Here is a 17,411-nt window from a genome sequence, read left to right as displayed (position 1 = left end):
AATAAGGTGATAAGGTGGTAGGGTGATAAAGTGGTGATGTAGTATTACTTTACCGCTTTACCACTTTATCACCTTATCACTCTTTTATATCTTTTTCTATGAGGAAACCTTCCTTCTTCCCTGTCCTGATAGGCACGGGCTTCGGCTCAGGCTTTTCTCCCTTTGCTCCGGGCACGGCGGGCGCTTTACTCGCTACGCTAATCTGGTTCGGACTTTCTTTACTCATATCAGATACTTGTCTGTTGTGGACGACTGTCGCACTGATATCCCTGTTCACCGTAGCCGGTATTTGGGCTACCGACCGTCTGGAACCCTACTGGGGTGAAGATCCGTCGCGCGTGGTGGTGGATGAGATGGTAGGTGTGTGGATCACGCTCCTGGCAGCTCCGGCAGGTCATATCTGGTATGGACTGGCAGCATTTGTTTTGTTCCGCTTCTTTGATATTCTGAAGCCGCTGGGTATCCGGCGGATGGAAAAACTGCCGGGTGGAGTGGGAGTGATGATGGACGACGTATTGGCAGGAGTGTATGGTTTCATTGTTTTAATTGTGGCGAGATGGTTGATGGAGTAGAAGAACAGAGTCGGTTTGCAGGTTGGCGCAGGGAAGTGTGGCTTTTTATGAAGGCGCAGCTTTCTGCACAGATAGCCACTGTAATCGATTTTCTGATAACTATTCTTTTGGTGAAATTATTTGGTATATACTATTTATATGCCACCTTTATAGGTTCCGTGATTGGCGGTATTGTCAATTGTGTAATCAACTATGAATGGGTATTTAAGGCGGAAGACTGCAAGAAGATACATGTGGGGCTGAAGTATTTCATAGTCTGGGGTGGGAGCATCCTGATCAATACATGGGGTACTTTTGCTTTGACGGAATGGCTGGCAGGAATGAAATGGGTGAACGGGTTGCTGGGATACTACGTCTATGATGTGTTTATCCTGTCTAAAATTACGGTTGCCCTGCTGGTTGCCTTTTTCTGGAACTACTATTTGCAACGGGTCTTCGTCTACCGGAACCACAACTTAAAAAGATTTCTGAAACAACGTTTGGAGAAAAAAATAGAATGAACATGAATTACAGAGATTGGCTGCAACAGGTGATATACAAGATTATCAATCCCGTTGTGCGCGGCATGATTAAAATTGGCATTACGCCTAACTTTATTACTACTACCGGGTTGATACTTAACATTGTGGCTGCCGGTATATTTATTTATGCAGGGTTAGTGACAGATTCGGAAGAGGATCTTTCTTTGGTGGGATGGACAGGCGGACTGATACTCTTCGCCGGGTTGTTTGACATGATGGATGGCCGTGTGGCGCGTCTTGGCAATATGTCTTCCACCTTCGGGGCATTGTACGATTCGGTGCTCGACCGTTACAGTGAACTGTTTACCTTGTTCGGTATATCCTATTATCTCATCTTGCAGGGCTATTTCCTAGGTTCCATTATCACTTTTCTTGCTTTGATCGGTTCGCTGATGGTAAGTTACGTACGCGCACGTGCCGAAGGTCTGGGACTGGAATGTAAAGTAGGTATTATGCAGCGCCCTGAGCGGGTGGTGCTGACTGCTTTGGGAGCCTTGTTCTGTGGCATCTTCTCCGATTGCACACTCTTCGATCCGATGTTAATCTTGATAGTTCCTCTGGCAATTATTGCCGTATTGGCTAATCTGACAGCTTTTGTCCGTCTGGCACATTGCTATAAACTTTTGAATAAATGATAAAAAGATATTTTCCTCCGGTGAGAGAAACGATGTTGGTAGTGGTTATAACGGTGGTTTTCCTGTTGCTGACGGCTACTTGTATCGGGCTCCGTCCGGAGCATTTCCTGATGGCGGGTTTGTTTTTCGTTTTGTTTTTTGCAGGGAAGACAACCCGTAGACTGGCAGTAGCGTTACTGCCTTTTATTATTTTTGGCGTTTCCTACGATTGGATGCGGGTGTATCCCAATTATCAGGTGAATCCTATTGATGTGCAGGGTTTGTATGAAGCGGAGAAATCCCTTTTCGGTATATCTGTGAATGGGACGACACTTATTCCTTGCGAATACTTTGCCATACATCACTGGTCGATTGCTGACTTCTTTGCAGGCGTGTTCTATCTTTGTTGGGTGCCTGTGCCTATTGTTTTCGGTTTGTGGCTTTATCTGAAGGGAGACCGCCGGATGTATCTGCGCTTTGCAATGGTCTTTTTGCTTGTGAATCTGATTGGTTTTGCGGGATATTACATTCATCCTGCGGCACCACCTTGGTATGCCATGAATTATGGTTTTGAGGCTATGCTTGATACTCCCGGAAATGTAGCAGGGCTGGGGCGCTTCGATGAATTGATGGGATGCACTATTTTCAATTCAATCTATGGGCGTAATGCCAATGTATTTGCTGCCGTACCTTCATTGCATGCAGCGTATATGGTTGTGGCATTGGCTTATGCTATTATGAACCGCTGTAAAGGCTGGCTGATAGCATTGTTCGCGTTTATCATGGTGGGTATCTGGTGTACGGCCGTTTATTCGGGGCATCATTATCTGATTGATGTCTTATTGGGAATATTCTGTGCTCTCTTGGGTATCTTTGCCTTTGAAAAAGGATTGATGAAATGGGGAGTGTTCAAGCGCTTCTTCGAACGTTATAGTAAATATATTGAATAATACAAGACTTTATTGCCATCTTTGCACCAGATAATACATTTATAACCCATAAATAATTAGAAAGATGATTCTTATAGACGACATGCTTGCGGCAGCATTTCAATACCGAGATACAGAATTGTGGAAAGAGTTGACAGATAGTGATGTGTTTGCATTTCGCCTATCCGATGGGGAAACCGGATATTGTTGCGTGATGGGAAATGCAGGTGAACACCTTGCCTTAGGTTTCTACCGGGGGCGAAAAGGTTTTACTACTTATTTGAAAACTATCAGCTTAGGCAATGAACATCTCTCAGGAATCGAAATGTTTGAAATGACAACAACTTTCGACTGCATCAATTGCGACTTTATGCAAGCATCTGACATGGATGTGAAAACAAAGAAAATCGTCCGTAACTATGCCGATGCCCATAAGCTGAAGATTCGACGCTCTAAAGGCTGGCCTGACTTTACTAGGCATCAGCCTGGAAAGATGCAGTATGGCATCACTCGTATGGAGGATGCGCGCGACATTGTTGAGGCGCTTCATGCCGCTATTGCCGTGGCAGCAAAGGTAACATCCTCTGACTTTGCAAGGTTGGGCTTTGACATAAATGGCCATTATCCTACCGCAAAGGGCGGAAAATCTGTCCCGTATCTTATTCCCAATGCCGATGGCACATACGATTGGCATACTACTCAGCTTCCAGCTTTTCTGCCTGATGAGTGCGTTGCACCAAAGTTTGCCAACGACATACTGGCAGGCGAGATGAAAAAGTTACCTGTTTCTGGGATATTACAAATGAAGTATTTTCACATGCCGATGCCTGTAGATGCAGGGGAGGATGAAGCTCCTTACCTACCAGTCGCACTGCTTTGTTTGGAGACTGTCAATGAGTTGCTATTTCCCGTTTTTGCTCAGGATGTTTCAAACGACAATTCAGAAGAGTTGCTATTGGGGTTAGTCAATGCTTTGCGCAAACGTGGCGATAAGCCTCGTGCCATTGAGGTGGAAGATAACAAAACAGAATTGTTGTTGAAGGATTTTTGTTCTCGGTGCGGCATTCGTCTTTCCCGTAAGAAAGAACTTCCGGAGATTAATAATGCTTGCTTCTTCCTGTTCAGTAATTTTATGATGTAGGTGTTAGAATTTTACTCCCTTTGATTGAGGAAAAATCCTACACGTAAGTACTTGCTATGACTATGATACCTTTATCGACAAATAATATATAAACTATGAATAATTTCGTTTTTTACAGTCCTACCGAATTTGTATTCGGTAAAGCTACGGAAATGCAAGTCGGTGCACTGGCACGGAAGCATGGTGCGCGGAAAGTGATGATCGTGTACGGCGGCGGCTCTGTTGTACGGAGTGGCTTGCTGGATAGGGTGAAGCAGTCCTTGCAGGAAGCAGGGATTGAATATTGTTTGATGAGTGGCGTGCAGCCGAATCCGGTGGATACGAAAGTGTATGAAGGCATTGAATTCTGCCGCCGTGAACAGGCTGATATGCTGTTGCCTGTGGGTGGTGGTTCTGTCATTGATACAGCTAAAGCCATAGCGGCAGGTGTGCTTTATGAAGGTGACTTCTGGGATTTCTATATCGGAAAGGCTAAAGTGACTAAAGCGCTGAAAGTAGCTGTTGTGCTGACTATTCCTGCTGCCGGAAGTGAAGGTTCCGGTAATACGGTTATAACGAAACTGGACGGTTTGCAGAAGCTAAGTTTGCGTGTACCGGAAGTTTTGCGTCCGGTATTCTCTATTATGAATCCGGAACTTACTTATACTTTGCCGCCCTTTCAGACAGCCTGCGGTGTGGCTGATATGATGGCTCATATCATGGAGCGTTATTTTACGAACACTCAGGAGGTGGAAATTGGAGATCGTCTTTGTGAAGGCACTTTGATGGCTATCATCAATGAAGCTCCCAAGGTAATGAGAAATCCTGAAGATTACGGTGCGCGTGCCAACTTGATGTGGGCGGGCATGATTGCGCATAATGGTACCTGTGGTGTAGGTTGTGAAGAAGATTGGGCTTCGCACTTCCTGGAGCATGAAATCAGTGCTATTTATGGTGTTACCCATGGTGCTGGTTTATCTGTTATCTTCCCTGCCTGGATGACGTGGATGGTAGAACATAATGTGGGAAAGATAGCTCAATATGCCGTTCGTGTATGGGGTGTTCCTGAATCAGAAGATAAGAAAGCGGTTGCTTTGGAGGGTATTGGTAAGCTGAAAGCTTTCTTTAGCTCTCTTGGTCTGCCTGTGACATTTAAAGAACTGGGTATTGAAAACCCTGATATTGACCGTCTGGCGGATAGTCTGCACCGCAATAAAGGAGAGTTGGTAGGGAATTATGTGAAGCTGACAAAGCAGGACAGTAAAGAGATTTATCACCTTGCATGTGCAGAGGAGTGTTGGTGAGGAAAACAAAAAAAGACGGCGAAGTTTCTGATTTACTTCGCCGTCTTTCTTATTTAATTTCGAATTCTTCCTTCATGTCAATCTCTTCCCCTTGCGGGTCGTAGAATACATATTCCAGGAACGCAAGTTTCTGGCTTGGAATAATCTTGATACCAAATCCGTATTTCATCTGCCATTTCCGTTTCAGGGAAACGAGTCCCTGGTTGATGTAAGCAGCAATATACGGGTGGATGTGTAACGAGAATTTCTTAATCTTCAGTTTGTTGACTAAGTAGTCAATTTTACTCTCTAAAGTGTCCGTAAAGAGGATAGAGGACTTGATGGTGCCTTTTCCGAAACAGGTGGGACAGATTTCTGTGGTATTGACATCCATTGCCGGGCGCACACGCTGGCGGGTAATCTGCATCAGTCCGAATTTGCTGAGCGGTAGGATGTTATGTCTTGCCCTGTCTTTCTGCATGTTGGCACACATACGTTCGTAAAGCTTTTGTCTGTTTTCGGCTTCGTTCATATCAATGAAGTCCACCACAATGATACCACCCATATCTCTCAGTCGCAGCTGGCGAGCCAGTTCGTCGGCAGCTCCCAGATTCACTTCGAGTGCGTTGGCCTCCTGCCCGTTGGCATTCTTGGTGCGGTTACCGCTGTTCACGTCTACTACGTGAAGCGCCTCAGTATGCTCAATAATCAGGTAGGCACCACTCTTGTATGAAACCGTCTTGCCAAATGAAGACTTGATCTGCTTGGTGATACCAAAATTGTCGTAAATGGGGAGTTGTCCTTTATACAGTTTTACGATTCCTGCCCGGTCAGGGGCGATAAGAGTTACGTAATCCTTGATTTCGTGGAACACGGCTTCGTCGTTGACGTGGATGTTCTCGAAAGAAGGATTGAACAAGTCGCGCAATAAGCCTACGGCACGGCTGGTTTCTTCGTAAATCAATGTCGGGAATTTAGTAGCTTTCTGTATTTTGGTGACAGCATCTTCCCAGTGCTTTAATAAAACTTTAAGCTCTCCGTCGAGCTCGGCTACGCGTTTCCCTTCGGCAACGGTGCGGACGATTACTCCGAAATTCTTCGGTTTGATACTCATCAGCAATTGTTTGAGGCGGGCGCGTTCTTCGCTCGATTTAATTTTTTGTGATACGGAAACCTTGTCGTTGAAAGGTATCAGCACCAAATATCTTCCGGCAAATGAGATTTCGGAAGTCAGGCGCGGACCTTTGGTAGAGATAGGCTCCTTGACAATTTGCACCACTACTTCTTGTCCCACCTTGAGTGTATTGGCTACGGTACCATCTTTTTCAAGATCGGGAAGTATGGTTGCTTTGGTGATTTGCGGTAGTTTCTTTTTATCGCTTAAAGTTTGCTTTACGTACTTCTCTAACGAGTTAAATTGAGGACCTAAGTCCAGATAATGAAGAAAAGCGTCTTTCTCGTAACCCACGTCCACGAAGCAGGCATTCAGGCCGGGCATCAATTTCTTGATTCGTCCTAAATACATGTTGCCCACCGAGAAAGAAAGATTTCTTCCTTCGCTTTGAAGTTCCACCAGGCTCTTGTCTTCGAGCAGGGCGATGGAAACCTCTTTGGGCTGTACGTCTACAACGAGTTCGCTTGTCACAATTTTTTCTTGCTTTTTTAGGTTCTAAAGTCAGCGAGGGGTATAAGTAGCCTTGCCGACTACAATTTGTTACTTAAACAAAGAACAAACTCGCGAGACAAATAGCTTCACAAGTTTGTTCTTTATTTCTGTCCTTCAGACTAAAAATTACTTTTTGCTTTTATGTCTGTTCTTTCTTAGTCTTTTTTTACGCTTGTGCGTAGACATTTTATGTCTTTTTTTCTTCTTTCCGCTAGGCATAGCTTCAATAATTTAATAGGTTAATACTCTTGTTTATTATTTCTTCACGGAGATGGTGAATGTTTTTGCAGGCTTAAATGCCGGAATGTTGTGTTCCGGAATGATAATCGTAGTATTCTTTGAGATGTTACGAGCAGTTTTCTGTGCTCTTTTCTTCACTACGAAGCTACCAAACCCGCGGAGGTAAACATTTTCATCTTTTGATAAAGATGCTTTTACTGTGTCCATGAACGCTTCAACCGTAGTAAGCACTGTTACTTTGTCAATCCCGGTGTTCTTTGTAATTTCGTTTACAATATCAGCTTTAGTCATTTTTCTTTAAAAAAAATATTATTACTATAGTTTCCTAATTTTTTGGACTGCAAATATATAGCTTTTTACGCTCTCTAAAAAATATATTCTGGACAATTTTCTAAAAAAGTCTTTTGATTAAGGTTTGTTGGGGGAAAAAGAACTATTTTTGTGCTGTAGGAAGGGCTACACCCTTTTATATTAGGGATGTAGCCATGAATTGCAAAGAAGGTAACCGTCCGAGGCGAAAGATGTTGCCCTTTTTAGACTTTTATAACTATCTGTAATAGAGATGAATATATTTAGTGAGAAATTGATAGCCTGGTATGCCGAAAACAAGCGTGAATTGCCTTGGCGGGATACCACTGACCCTTATATTATATGGATTTCAGAGATTATACTGCAACAGACCCGGGTAGCGCAGGGTTATGATTATTTTTTGCGTTTTATCCATCGTTTTCCTAATGTGACAGCCTTGGCTGAAGCACCGGAAGATGAAGTGATGAAATGCTGGCAGGGACTGGGGTATTATTCCCGTGCACGCAATCTGCATGCGGCGGCAAAAAGCATGAATGGTGTTTTTCCGGCTACTTATGAAGGGGTGCGTGCGTTGAAAGGGGTAGGGGACTATACTGCTGCGGCTATTTGCTCATCCGCCTACGGTATGCCTTATGCTGTGGTGGACGGGAATGTCTATCGTGTGCTTTCCCGCTATTTCGGCATTGATACGCCAGTGGATAGTACGGAAGGCAAGAAATTGTTTGCTGCTTTGGCAGATGAGATGATGGATAAATCGCAGCCTGCTGTCTACAATCAGGCGATAATGGATTTCGGTGCCATACAGTGTACGCCGCAATCACCGAATTGCCTGTTTTGCCCTTTGGTTGACAGTTGCTCCGCCCTGAAGGAGGGCACGATAACGAAGTTGCCCGTAAAGCAGCATAAGACGAAAACCACCAATCGTTATTTCAACTATATATATGTACGTGTGGGCGCGTGTACCTACTTACATAAGCGGACGGAGGATGATATCTGGAAAAATCTTTTCGAATTTCCGCTGATAGAAACGGAAGCGCCTGTGACGGAAGAAGAGTTTCGTGAATTGCCGCAGGTACGCGCGCTTTTTGCAGACGGGGAAGCTTCGGGACTGCGCTTAATCAGTGGAAATGTGAAGCATGTGCTCTCCCACAGGGTGATTTATGCTAATTTCTATGAAGTTGTTTTACCGGAAAGTTCCACTTCTTTTTCTGCCTTCCAGCGGGTGAAAACAGAGGATTTGGAGCAGTATGCGGTCTCTCGCCTGGTGCATGCCTTTCTGGAGAAATATCTATAAAAGTTGCGCTAACTCTTGCATTGTGTGATTATTCTGTTTAATTTTGGCAGCAAATTCAAATAAAAAGAAAAAAGGCTTATGTCAGTAAATAAAGTAATATTGATTGGAAATGTAGGTAGAGATCCTGAAGTAAGATACCTTGATTCCGGTATCGCTGTGGCTTCTTTGCCTTTGGCTACTACAGACCGTGCATACACATTGGCTAACGGTACGCAGGTACCCGAACGGACGGAATGGCACAATCTGGTACTTTGGCGCGGACTGGCAGAAACAGCCGAAAAATATGTGCATAAAGGGGATAAACTTTATGTGGAAGGCAAAATACGTACCCGTTCATATGATGACCAAACAGGTGCAAAGCGCTATGTTACGGAAATCTTTGTGGACTCTATGGAGATGTTGAGCCCCAGAGGAACTGCTGCACTGGGTGCTGCCGCTCCACAACCGGGTATGTCACAAGGTACTCCCGCACAACCCATGGCACAATCGCAGGCAACTCCTGCACAAGATAATACAACGGACGATTTACCGTTCTAATTGTTTAACTAAAACCAAGATCTTTGGACCCAGACGCTTATTTATGCCAGTTGGCAGATGTTTTTAATGGTATATCCGTACATAGCCCTACTATTTCGGCAATTATCGCCATTGTGTTGGCAGGTTTGCTGTTGCTCGTATCAGGCTTTGCCTCAGCTTCAGAAATAGCCTTTTTCTCTCTTTCTCCATCCGACCTGAACGCCATTGATGAGAAGAAACACCCCTCGGACGAGAAGATTAGTAAACTCCTGGATGATACGGAAAGGTTGCTGGCAACCATCCTGATAACAAACAATTTTGTGAATGTGACCATTATCATGCTCTGCAACTTCTTCTTCATGAGTGTGTTCGAGTTTCATTCTCCTATTGCGGAATTTCTGATACTGACTGTCATCCTGACCTTCCTTCTGCTTCTTTTCGGTGAAATCATGCCGAAGATTTATTCAGCCCAGAAGACGTTGGCTTTCTGCCGCTTCTCCGCTCCGGGTATCTGGATGTTTCGTTCCCTTTTTTATCCGGTAGCTTCTATGCTGGTACGTTCCACTTCATTCCTGAACAAGCATTTTGCCCGTAAAAACCATAATATCTCGGTAGACGAGCTTTCTCATGCCCTTGAACTGACGGATAAGGCGGAACTGAAGGAAGAGAATAATATTCTGGAAGGTATCATTCGTTTTGGCGGTGAAACGGCGAAGGAGGTGATGACTTCCCGTCTGGACGTAGTTGATTTGGATATTCGCACGCCTTTCAAGGATGTATTGCAATGTATTATCGAAAATGCTTACTCCCGTATTCCTATTTACTCTGAAAACCGGGACAATATCAAAGGTATCTTATATATCAAGGATCTGCTGCCCCATTTGAATAAGGTGGACTTCCGTTGGCAATCGCTGATACGTCCGGCCTATTTTGTTCCGGAAACTAAGATGATTGACGATTTGCTGCGTGATTTTCAGGCCAATAAGATTCATATAGCCATTGTGGTTGATGAATTTGGCGGTACGTCGGGAATTGTGACAATGGAGGATATCATCGAGGAGATAGTCGGGGAGATTCACGACGAATATGATGATGAAGAACGTACGTATGCAGTGCTGAACGATCATACGTGGGTGTTTGAAGCCAAAACTCAGTTGACGGATTTTTATAAGATCACGAAGGTGGACGAGGAAGTCTTTGATGAAGTGGCGGGTGATTCCGATACGCTTGCAGGATTATTGCTGGAGCTGAAAGGTGAATTCCCTGCCCTGCATGAAAAGGTTACCTACGATCACTATGAATTTGAAGTCCTGGAGATGGATAACCGCCGTATTCTTAAAGTGAAGTTCACCATCAATACTCCTCCGTCGGATTCCGATAAGAAAGATTGATTTATAAAATAATATGTCTCTTTTCATACAACATACGTATCCTTCATATAAGTGGGGAGTCTGGAAGATGGACGAAACACAGGATGAATTGCTGAGCATGCTTCCGCAACAGGAAACATACCTGGAAGGGTTGCAGCGTTTCTCAGCTGAACATCGCCGTTTGGAATGGCTGTCGGTTCGTGTGTTGCTGTTCACTTTGCTGGGAGAGGAAAAGGAAGTTGCTTACTATCCCAGCGGGAAGCCGTATCTGGCAGATAAATCTGCATCTATCAGTATTTCTCATACGCGTGGGTATGTATCGGTGATTATCGGTGAAGCCGGTAAGGAAGTGGGCATTGATATAGAGCAATACGGTGAGCGGGTGCATAAGGTGGCGCATAAATATATGCGTGCTGATGAACCTCTGTCTTCGTATCAGGGAACGGATACCTGGGCTTTGTTGCTCCATTGGTCGGCCAAAGAAGTGATGTTTAAATGTATGAACACGCCGGAGGTTGATTTCCGGGAGCATCTGCGTATTTTTCCTTTTACGGTTACTGAAAAAGGGGCTTTCTCGGCTGAAGAGTACAGAACGCCGGGACAGCGTAAATTTGAAATTCACTATATGTTGCATCCGGATTTTGTGCTGACCTGGCAAGTTGATTAATCTTAAAAGCATGATATTATGAAACTACAACACTATTTTTGTCTTCTTCTTTTCTGTTTGCCTCTACTGGCTTATGCACAGTCGGATAAAGCTGTCACGGTAAGCTATGAACGGTCTGCCAAAGGGGAAGTGACTTTCTATGCCGAAACTAGGTTGCATACGCCTTATACGGTATCTATGACTTTTTCCCGGTTGAGTAATACGACTTTTTCCGAAGGAGAGGTTTATGATGCTGTTATTCATTATGGTAAAACACGACTGTTGACTTTGCGTCCGTCTACGGAAAATGCTTCGATTGGATTCTCATATCGCTATACCTGTAAAAAAGGAAATAACCGTTTGAAGACGGATACTAATTTTGTCTACCTTTTCCCTTTGGCGCCTGGTAAGGTGGTTCGTGTTAACCGGATGGTGGCTTTAGAGAAATTCCTTGGGAAAGAAGGAGAGAAACGTGTTACAGGACTTGGCTTTTCTACAATTGCCGGTGATACCATTTTTGCTTCCCGTGGCGGGCTTGTGACCGAGATTGTTGATAATGCCGCTTCCACTTCTGAAAACACATCGTTCCATTCGACGGAAAATTATCTGGAAGTTTTCCATAAGGACGGAACTTTTGCCCGTTATAAATTATTCCAGAATGGAGGGATCTTTGTTTCTCCGGGTGAAGAGGTGATTCCGGGACAGCCGCTTGGCATCATTGGCGGAGAGAACTACAAGCAGGGTTCCCATTTGCGTTTCAGTATTTATTGTCCCGATCAGCCGGATTACTCGTATGTACCTGATTTTTGTCTTTCTCAGGAGGAAGTAGGCAAGCCTGAACCTCGTGTGATGTATAAGTCCTGGCATCCTGTCGCGGTTGTTGTGCGGGAGATGAGTAAGAAGGAGAAGAAGAAATTTCTGTCAAAGGAATGATTTGTTGACAAAAAGATAGTAAAGTATTTGCTAAATCTTGTGTAAATGCTTATATTCGACCCGTAGAAATTCTTCTACGGGTCTTTTTGTTAACTAAATGTCAAAATAATAAGCAAGCACTATGGAATTACCTTTTGCAGAGTCTTGGAAAATTAAAATGGTGGAACCCATTCGGAAGAGTACCCGCCAGGAACGTGAACAATGGCTGAAAGAAGCCCATTACAATGTGTTCCAGCTGAAATCCGAGCAAGTATATATCGATTTGATAACCGACTCCGGTACGGGAGCAATGAGCGATCGCCAATGGGCAGCGATGATGCTGGGCGACGAAAGTTATGCAGGTGCTTCCTCCTTCTTCAACCTGAAAGAAGTGATCACCCGTCTGACTGGTTTTGAATATGTCATTCCCACCCATCAGGGACGTGCAGCCGAGAATGTGCTTTTCTCTTATCTGGTACATGAGGGAGATATTGTTCCGGGCAACTCTCACTTTGATACCACAAAGGGACATATCGAGGGCCGGAAGGCCATTGCTTTGGATTGCACCATCGATGAAGCGAAGAATACTCAGTTGGAAATACCTTTTAAAGGCAATGTCGATCCTGTGAAATTGGAAAAAGCATTGCAGGAGCATGCTGACCGTATACCGTTTATCATCGTTACCATTACGAACAACACGGCCGGCGGACAGCCCGTATCCATGCAGAACCTTCGTGAAGTCCGTGCTCTTGCGGATAAGTATAATAAACCTGTATTGTTTGACTCCGCACGTTTTGCGGAAAACGCTTACTTCATCAAAATGCGTGAAGATGGCTATAGCGGTAAAACGATAAAGGAAATTACGAAAGAGATGTTCGACCTGGCAGATGGTATGACTATGAGTGCCAAGAAGGATGGTATCGTCAATATGGGAGGCTTCATTGCTACACGAAAAAAAGATTGGTACGAAGGTGCCAAAGGCTTTTGCGTGCAATATGAAGGGTATCTTACTTACGGTGGTATGAATGGTCGTGACATGAATGCACTTGCCACAGGACTGGATGAGAATACGGAATTTGATAATCTGGAAACCCGCATCCGTCAGGTAGAATATCTGGCAAAGAAGTTGGATGAATACGGTATTCCTTATCAGCGTCCAGCAGGCGGACATGCCATTTTTGTGGATGCAACGAAGGTACTGACGCATGTACCGAAGAAGGAATTCCCGGCACAGACTCTAACGGTTGAGCTATATCTTGAAGCCGGTATCAGAGGATGTGAAATCGGTTATATTCTGGCAGACCGTGATCCGGTTACCCGTGAGAACCGTTTTACCGGACTGGATTTATTGCGCCTGGCTATTCCCCGCCGCGTATATACGGATAATCACATGAATGTAATAGCAGTAGCGTTGAAGAATGTTTTCGACCGTCGTGAAAGTATTACTAATGGAGTCCGTATTACTTGGGAGGCTCCCCTGATGCGTCATTTCACTGTTCAATTGGAACGTACATAACTACTTTCTTTTTCATAATACAAATGAGGTTACCCGAATTCATATGTTGAAGGGGTAACCTCATTTCTTTTATTTATCTTCTTTCTCGTTATTCATTCTGTAACTTAATGCTCCTGACGGGCATTTCTTGATTTGAGCGATCAATTCTTCCGTCGTTGCATTTTCAGCCGTTATCCACGGTTTTTCTTTCGGATGATACACATTCGGAAGGGTCTTGGTACAAATGCCTGCATGTTGGCACAGGCCGGGTTGCCAGATGATGGTCACTTCCCCGTTCGTATATTCTTTCTTTATATTCATAACTATTTATTATTGAATGTGAATACCTTTCATTACAATTCTTTTCCATTCGGGATGTTTGTGAATGTATCCCGCTACAAACGGGCAGAGAGGTACTAATCTAAGTCCTTGTTTTTCTATATCTTTTAATGCTTTTTCTACTAACTGGCTGCCGATGCCTTTACCACCCAGTTGAGTGGGTACTTCGGTGTGTGTCAGGTAAATCTCCCCATTCGTTGATTTTATATACTCAATCTTTGGAGTATATTTATCGACATGGAACTCATATTGGTGACGTTCTTCATTGTCGATCAGTTCATAATCTGCTTCCATAACTCTTCGTATTAATTGTTTACTGTATGTATAACACGCGGATGATGAAATTTGTTTTGGGAAAGTTACAGAATAAAATGTCCGGGCGAAATCCCTTCGACCGGACACCATTCAAATAAACTTGGCAGAGTTTATTGTTCCTTACTTTCTTTGAAGCAGAGTGGATGAATGAAATGATGGGACGATTTGCCCGTTTCATTTAGACTCAACGCTTTTTCCTCGAAAGCAGTGATAAAAACAGTGCATGGCAGGTCTTCTGACTTGTTTCTGTTGCCAGGCGCCTTCCCGGAAGCGGACTTCCAGTGGCTATTGGTAGTTTGCCTGCAACCTATCATGAAACTTACAGCAGCGGGACTGTTCAGGATTTGCACCTGATTCCCTTTTAATTACCGTCTCCGAACAAAGACAGTAAACCAATGCATCGCAAAGATAAGGAAAAAAGTGATTAGTGGTTAGTGATAAGTGATTATTTTTTTATGCAATCACAAACCGCTAATCACTAATCACTTACCACTAACCGCTTCTTACTTTTCCTTTGCCAGCGTGAATACGAATTCCAATCCGCCACCCTGGTTGTTCTTGGCCGAAATGGTACCTCCATGGATGATTACCGAGTTCTTTACGATAGCCAATCCCAATCCCGTACCGCCCAGTTTGCGTGAGCGTCCTTTATCTACCCGGTAGAAGCGTTCGAATAAGCGGTTCAGATGTTCGGGAGAGACACCTACGCCGGTATCGGCAAAACTGAAATAGTAGAAATTCTCGTCCTCGCGGAAACAGCTGATGTTGATGCGTATATCCGTGCCTGCATAAGCAATGGCATTGTCCATCAGGTTGCGGAAAATGGAGTATAGCAGGGAGTAGTTTCCCCGTAGTTGTATCTTCGGTTTTAGGGAGTTGACTACGGTGATATGCTTTTCTTCCAGTTCCAGGGATACCTCGTTTACGATATTGCCTACCAACAGGCTGATGTCTACTTTCTCCATGTCGATCATGTTGGCGGCTTCGTCCATACGCGTTAATACGGAGATGTCGCGTAGCAGTCGGCTTAGCCGATTGCTTTGAGCATAGCATCGCTCCAGGAATGTCTGCATCTTCTCCCGGGAGATGTTTTCATTGTTGACGATGGTTTCCAAATAGCCCTGTATACTGCTGACCGGGGTCTTCAGTTCATGTGCAATGTTCTGTGTCAACTGGCGTTTCAGGCGTATCTGCTCTTCTTCCTGGGTGACGTCGTTGATGGATATCTCGAAGCTTAAGTCCTGGAATATAATACATTCTACAATAAACATACGTCCATTCTTATTGATGCTGATAGACATACGCTTTTCTTCCTTGCCCGGACGCTTGGGAGTCTTGTTGATGAAATCCGTGATTTTCTGGAACTCACTGATGGAGAATATTTCCTCTGTTGTTTGCAGGTTGGAGTCCGAAATCAGGTTGCTATACTGTGTAAACAGGTTGTTGACCAGGATTTCTTTCTTGTCCTTATTGAATACGCCCAATCCTTCATGCGAGGTTTGTAAGTGGGTGATCAATTTCTCCCGCTCAATGTATAGTGCCTCTTTGGTTTCCCGCAGTCGCTTGTATATTTGGATGATATGTTGTGAAATCTCTCCCAGTTCGTTGTGTGGGAAGGCGGATTGCATATCTGTTTCCACAGGCTCATTCTTATCGGCACGTTTGGCAAACTCGCGTAGCTGATTGATGGCTGTCCCCAGTTTAGAGGTGAATTTGTAGAAGATGAAAATTAATAGTAATGATACGATGAGGGTAAACCAGATGTAGTGCTGGTCTGCTGCAAGGTGTCTTACAAGGTTCAGGTCGTAGGGGAGGGCGGAACGTATGATGTAGCCTTCATAGAGTGTGGCAGAATAGAAGTAGGGCACTCCCGTTGTTTCGGAGGTACGGCGTACATCATATCCTTTTCCTTCTGCCAGTGCTTTTTGTACTTCCGGGCGGTTGATATGATTGCCTAATTTCTGATATTCGTAGCTGTCATATAATACGTCACCCTGTACATTAACTACTGTAATACGTAAATCCTGTTTAATGTATTTTTGCAGGTATCGTTCCAGAGTCGTGTTCCATAAGCTGTCCGGAATGCGGGCAAGCTCCTGGTGCAATCGTTCATTATAGTCCTGTAGCTGTATATCCAGCAGATCTATCTTATATTCTTTTTCACGTTGGTATTGATACGCCAGGAAGCATCCGGCAAATACCAGAAACAGTGAAATGACCGAAAGAAATAACTTCCGGCTGAACGACAGGAAATGTGTGGTATTATTCAGCTTCGAAGCAGTATCCATATCCTAAGCGAGTTACGATGCATTTACCATAAATACCTATTTTCTTACGCAAACGGGTGATATTCACATCGATGGTGCGGTCCAACACATAGACCTCGTCGCTCCATATCCGTGCCAGTATATCTTCGCGGGAGAATACGCGTCCCTTGCTCTGGAGGAGTAAAAGTAATATCTCAAATTCTTTTTTGGTGAGAGGGGCTTCCTCCCCGTCGATACTAACTTTCTTTTTCACAATATCAATGACTAACGTCTTGTAGCTGATTTGCTCCGGTGCCCGTTCCGGTTCTCCTTGCTGGGTGCGGCGCAATACAGCTTTGACGCGTGCGATGACTTCACGCAGAGAGAAAGGTTTGGAGATGTAATCATCAGCTCCCAGATTGAAGCCGGTTACCGTATCATTTTCCGTATCCTTGGCGGTGATGAATATAATGGGTACCTGAGCGGTCTTCTTATCTTTTTTTAGTAAGCTGGCCATTTTGAAACCGGATATTTCTCCCATCATCACGTCCAGTAGCAACAAGCTGTAGCTACCGATATCCATTTTCAACGCCTCTTCGGCGGAGTGGGCCGTGTCCACTTCATACCCTTCATTTTCAAGGTTGAATTTCAGGATCTCGCAAAGGTCCTCTTCATCGTCTACAACTAAAATACGATAATCGTTCATTGCTTTTTCTAATTAATATGAGGTATTCAAAACAAATTCTCCTACCACAAAGTTATACTTTATTTCTTTTCAGCGACAAAGGTGCGGTGTTTTTGTTACGGGAAAGTGAAACACGTGTTACAATTCGGTTACATTTTAGTGTGTGCTGAAGGTAATCCGGTCCGTACTAAGTCCGTATCAAGTCCGTACTAAGTCCGTATTAACTCCATATCAAGTCCGTACCAGGTCCGTATTAACTCCGTATTGGGTTCGTATCAGATCCAAGCGTATAGGTACGGAGATGGTACGGACCTGATACGGACTTGACACGGACTTGGT

Annotated in this window: 18 protein-coding genes and 1 riboswitch; of the genes, 12 read left to right on the top strand and 6 right to left on the bottom strand. The window is 44.2% G+C overall.

Annotated features, from left to right (window positions below; all coding sequences use genetic code 11):
* Window positions 1-98: 98 nt before the first annotated feature.
* The 6 genes from K6V21_RS23790 (at window position 99) to K6V21_RS23765 (ending at window position 5,060) form a co-directional block, all read left to right on the top strand.
* Window positions 99-572, top strand: a complete 474-nt coding sequence (locus K6V21_RS23790) for a phosphatidylglycerophosphatase A (protein ID WP_224320093.1) — start codon at window positions 99-101, stop codon at window positions 570-572.
* Complete coding sequence (locus tag K6V21_RS23785; RefSeq protein WP_195510536.1) at window positions 557-1,072, top strand: GtrA family protein; 516 nt, start codon at window positions 557-559, stop codon at window positions 1,070-1,072. The genes K6V21_RS23790 and K6V21_RS23785 overlap by 16 nt, the downstream gene beginning before the upstream one ends.
* Window positions 1,073-1,074: 2 nt before the next feature.
* A complete protein-coding gene (locus K6V21_RS23780) occupies window positions 1,075-1,728 on the top strand; it encodes a CDP-alcohol phosphatidyltransferase family protein (RefSeq protein WP_224320092.1) in 654 nt (217 codons plus the stop codon).
* A complete protein-coding gene (locus K6V21_RS23775) occupies window positions 1,725-2,657 on the top strand; it encodes a phosphatase PAP2 family protein (protein ID WP_224320091.1) in 933 nt (310 codons plus the stop codon). The genes K6V21_RS23780 and K6V21_RS23775 overlap by 4 nt, the downstream gene beginning before the upstream one ends.
* Window positions 2,658-2,721: 64 nt before the next feature.
* The gene (locus tag K6V21_RS23770; protein WP_224320090.1) at window positions 2,722-3,777 is read left to right on the top strand and encodes a DUF6930 domain-containing protein; all 1,056 of its coding nucleotides are present in this window, start codon (window positions 2,722-2,724) and stop codon (window positions 3,775-3,777) included.
* A 95-nt stretch (window positions 3,778-3,872) separates the two neighbouring features.
* On the top strand, window positions 3,873-5,060 hold the full coding sequence (locus K6V21_RS23765; protein ID WP_224320089.1) for an iron-containing alcohol dehydrogenase: 1,188 nt from the start codon (window positions 3,873-3,875) through the stop codon (window positions 5,058-5,060).
* A gap of 49 nt (window positions 5,061-5,109) precedes the next feature.
* Here the strand turns inward: K6V21_RS23765 and K6V21_RS23760 are convergent, their stop codons facing one another.
* The gene (locus K6V21_RS23760) at window positions 5,110-6,684 is read right to left on the bottom strand and encodes a ribonuclease E/G (RefSeq protein WP_007214496.1); all 1,575 of its coding nucleotides are present in this window, start codon (window positions 6,682-6,684) and stop codon (window positions 5,110-5,112) included.
* A 276-nt stretch (window positions 6,685-6,960) separates the two neighbouring features.
* Complete coding sequence (locus K6V21_RS23755) at window positions 6,961-7,236, bottom strand: HU family DNA-binding protein (protein ID WP_007214495.1); 276 nt, start codon at window positions 7,234-7,236, stop codon at window positions 6,961-6,963.
* Window positions 7,237-7,507: 271 nt separating this feature from the next.
* Here K6V21_RS23755 and mutY point away from each other — a divergent pair, with 271 nt between their 5' ends.
* The 6 genes from mutY (at window position 7,508) to K6V21_RS23725 (ending at window position 13,508) form a co-directional block, all read left to right on the top strand.
* Window positions 7,508-8,548, top strand: coding sequence for an A/G-specific adenine glycosylase (mutY, locus tag K6V21_RS23750; RefSeq protein ID WP_224320088.1), 1,041 nt, complete (start codon window positions 7,508-7,510; stop codon window positions 8,546-8,548).
* Between the two features lie 78 nt (window positions 8,549-8,626).
* Window positions 8,627-9,085, top strand: coding sequence for a single-stranded DNA-binding protein (locus K6V21_RS23745; RefSeq protein WP_224320087.1), 459 nt, complete (start codon window positions 8,627-8,629; stop codon window positions 9,083-9,085).
* Between the two features lie 23 nt (window positions 9,086-9,108).
* Entirely contained in the window at window positions 9,109-10,455 is a 1,347-nt protein-coding gene (locus tag K6V21_RS23740) for a gliding motility-associated protein GldE (protein WP_217715878.1), read from the top strand.
* Between the two features lie 13 nt (window positions 10,456-10,468).
* Window positions 10,469-11,101, top strand: a complete 633-nt coding sequence (locus K6V21_RS23735; RefSeq protein ID WP_224320086.1) for a 4'-phosphopantetheinyl transferase family protein — start codon at window positions 10,469-10,471, stop codon at window positions 11,099-11,101.
* 18 nt (window positions 11,102-11,119) lie between these two features.
* Entirely contained in the window at window positions 11,120-12,013 is an 894-nt protein-coding gene (locus K6V21_RS23730; protein ID WP_224320085.1) for a M23 family metallopeptidase, read from the top strand.
* Window positions 12,014-12,134: 121 nt separating this feature from the next.
* The gene (locus K6V21_RS23725) at window positions 12,135-13,508 is read left to right on the top strand and encodes a tryptophanase (protein WP_224320084.1); all 1,374 of its coding nucleotides are present in this window, start codon (window positions 12,135-12,137) and stop codon (window positions 13,506-13,508) included.
* Between the two features lie 69 nt (window positions 13,509-13,577).
* On the opposite strand, the gene K6V21_RS23720 is transcribed toward K6V21_RS23725, so the two are convergent.
* The 4 genes from K6V21_RS23720 to K6V21_RS23705 all read right to left on the bottom strand — a co-directional run bounded on the left by K6V21_RS23720 (window position 13,578) and on the right by K6V21_RS23705 (window position 17,093).
* Window positions 13,578-13,808 (bottom strand): (4Fe-4S)-binding protein, encoded by a 231-nt coding sequence (locus K6V21_RS23720; RefSeq protein WP_007214486.1) that lies wholly within the window; start codon window positions 13,806-13,808, stop codon window positions 13,578-13,580.
* Between the two features lie 9 nt (window positions 13,809-13,817).
* A complete protein-coding gene (locus K6V21_RS23715; protein WP_007214485.1) occupies window positions 13,818-14,120 on the bottom strand; it encodes a GNAT family N-acetyltransferase in 303 nt (100 codons plus the stop codon).
* A 228-nt stretch (window positions 14,121-14,348) separates the two neighbouring features.
* A riboswitch (cobalamin riboswitch) is annotated at window positions 14,349-14,553 on the bottom strand.
* Window positions 14,554-14,644: 91 nt separating this feature from the next.
* Window positions 14,645-16,429 carry a sensor histidine kinase gene (locus K6V21_RS23710; protein ID WP_224320083.1) on the bottom strand — a complete coding sequence of 595 codons (1,785 nt, stop codon included), beginning with the start codon at window positions 16,427-16,429 and terminating at the stop codon, window positions 14,645-14,647.
* Window positions 16,404-17,093 (bottom strand): response regulator transcription factor, encoded by a 690-nt coding sequence (locus K6V21_RS23705; RefSeq protein ID WP_115501668.1) that lies wholly within the window; start codon window positions 17,091-17,093, stop codon window positions 16,404-16,406. Before K6V21_RS23705 ends, K6V21_RS23710 begins: the two co-directional genes overlap by 26 nt.
* Window positions 17,094-17,411: the final 318 nt, after the last annotated feature.

This window comes from Bacteroides cellulosilyticus (assembly GCF_020091405.1).
Taxonomy (GTDB): Bacteria; Bacteroidota; Bacteroidia; order Bacteroidales; family Bacteroidaceae; genus Bacteroides.
The sequence above is the reverse complement of the archived record's forward strand: the minus strand, read 5'-3'. Positions and strand labels throughout refer to the sequence as shown.